This is a genomic window from Salinihabitans flavidus (assembly GCF_900110425.1).
GTDB classification, from domain to species: Bacteria; Pseudomonadota; Alphaproteobacteria; order Rhodobacterales; family Rhodobacteraceae; genus Salinihabitans; species Salinihabitans flavidus.
Map to the genome: position 1 here is coordinate 1 of NZ_FODS01000070.1, position 2,164 is coordinate 2,164.

Sequence of the window (2,164 nt, forward strand, 5' to 3'; positions counted from 1 at the left end):
GGATTCCGCGCCGGACACGGTGGAGATCACGGTGAGCGCGCCCGCTGATGTTGAACCTCCGGTGATCTCGGGGATATCTGACACGGAAGTGGATACAGATGAGGGTGTCAACACGGCCTCGGTGGTGCTGACGGCGACAGTGACGGACAATACGGGGGAGGTGATCGCGCCGGTATTCACAGTCGATGGCACAGTGATTGGCAGTCCACATGACTTTCCCGTGGGGGCGACCATTGTCACGGTCACCGCACAGGACAGTTCTGGCAACAATGCAGAGCCGCAATTGTTCACGGTCACCGTAAGAGATACCACCCCCCCAGATGAGCCGGTGGTATCTGCGCCTACTGTAATGTCGGATGGAAAGGTAAGCGTTTCGGGTATAGCCGAGCCGGGTAGCAAGGTCACCGTTACCTTCCCGGACGGGAGCTCTCAGACCGTCACTGCCGATCCGGTAACGGGCGCTTTCACCGTAACCTCAGCCACGCCGCAGCCATCAGGAGACATCGTCGTGATGGCCGTAGATAGCGCCGGCTACAAGTCGTCAGGTGCCAGTCTCGCCTTTGTCGGCGACGATACGCCGCCCACGATCACGATCGGGGCACTCAAGGGCCCGTCGGGCGGGACCTACACCGCCGCGATCACACTCTCGGAGAACAGTAGCGATTTTACCTTGGAGGATCTGACATTGATCAATGCCAGCGCTACGCTTTCGGGATCCGGCATTGCCTATACGGCAACGCTGACGCCCGCCGAAGATGGCGAGATCAAACTGTCAGTGGCGGCTGGCACCTTCACCGATGCGGCAGGCAACGCCAATATCGCTTCGAACGAGGTCGGCGCGATCTTTGATGCCACTCCGCCGACGGTACGCATAACCGGTGAACCGGGCTCCCTGGCCGCCACGACCGGCTTCACCGTCACGGTGACCTTTTCGGAAAGTGTCACGGGGTTCGAGCCTTCGGATATCGTCGCCACCAATGCGAATGTCACGGGCCTGAGTGGTAGCGGGGCAGTTTATTCGGCGACGCTGATGGCATCGGGCACAGGCGACGTCGGCTTGTTCGTTCCGGCGAACAGCGCAGTGGACGCCTCAGGCAATGGCAACCTGGTTTCGAATACGGTCAGTATCGCCGACATTACGGTGGAGCGGACACAGGAACTGATCGCAGGCTACATGCAGACCCGCGCCAACCAGTTGGTCCGCAATCAACCCAACCTGATTCCGTTTATGTCCGGAAGTGGGGGCAACGCGTTCAACGTGAATGTGACCCGGGGGCGTGGAATATTCGACTTGTCTACTGATCCAAAGCGGCCGATCTGGATGCAGGCCAACGGATCGTGGACGACCGATGGCGCAAGCCAAAGCCGTTATGCGTTCGGTGCAATTGGCAGCCATCAGACCATCAACAAGAACCTGCTGCTCGGTGCGATGCTGCAATTCGACCACCTCGAAAGGGAAACCGGAAGGGCATCGGTCTCTGGCATCGGCTGGATGGTGGGGCCTTATTTCGTTGCCAAAGCGCCGAGCCAGCCACTCTATTTCGAGGGCCGGTTACTCTACGGCGAGACACGCAATGACATATCGCCCTTCGGCACCTACGAAGACAGCTTCGAAACCACGCGGATACTCGCCCAGCTGAAGATTGCCGGCGAACTTGAATATGGCGAGACAACCCTGAGCCCGTTCTTGGATGCATCCTACACCACCGATGACCAGAAGAGCTATGTTGATGGTCTGGGCAATGCCATCCCCGGGCAGAGCGTTGATCTTGGGCAGATCGAGATCGGGCTGGATTTCAGCAGGACCGTTGACGTCAGCTCCGGAACTCTCGAACTCTGGGGCGGTGCTTCGGGCATCTGGTCGCATACCAGTGGCAGTGGATTCGCCTCTACAGTCACGCCCGACTACGAGGGCGGCCGGGGGCGAGTCGAACTGGGCTTCAACCATGCCTTTTCAGCCAACCGGCGCTTTTCGGCATCTACTTTCTACGATGGGATTGGCGCGGGTGGCTTCGAAAGTTACGGGCTGAGCCTTGGATACGAGATGAATTTCTGAGTTTGGCAGAGCCCGAGGCGTTGTCTTCGGGCTCCAACTCCATCTCAATTGGAGTGTCTGACGTCAGCACCTTTGGGACAGATTTGAGGATTTGAACAACGGAGGGTT

General features: G+C 58.8%; 1 protein-coding gene. It reads left to right on the forward strand.

The annotated features are described in order from the left end of the window. The coding region (locus tag BMW66_RS19790; RefSeq protein ID WP_139196338.1) for an Ig-like domain-containing protein at positions 1-2,056 on the forward strand (2,056 nt) is incomplete at its 5' end. Between the last annotated feature and the right edge of the window lie 108 nt (positions 2,057-2,164).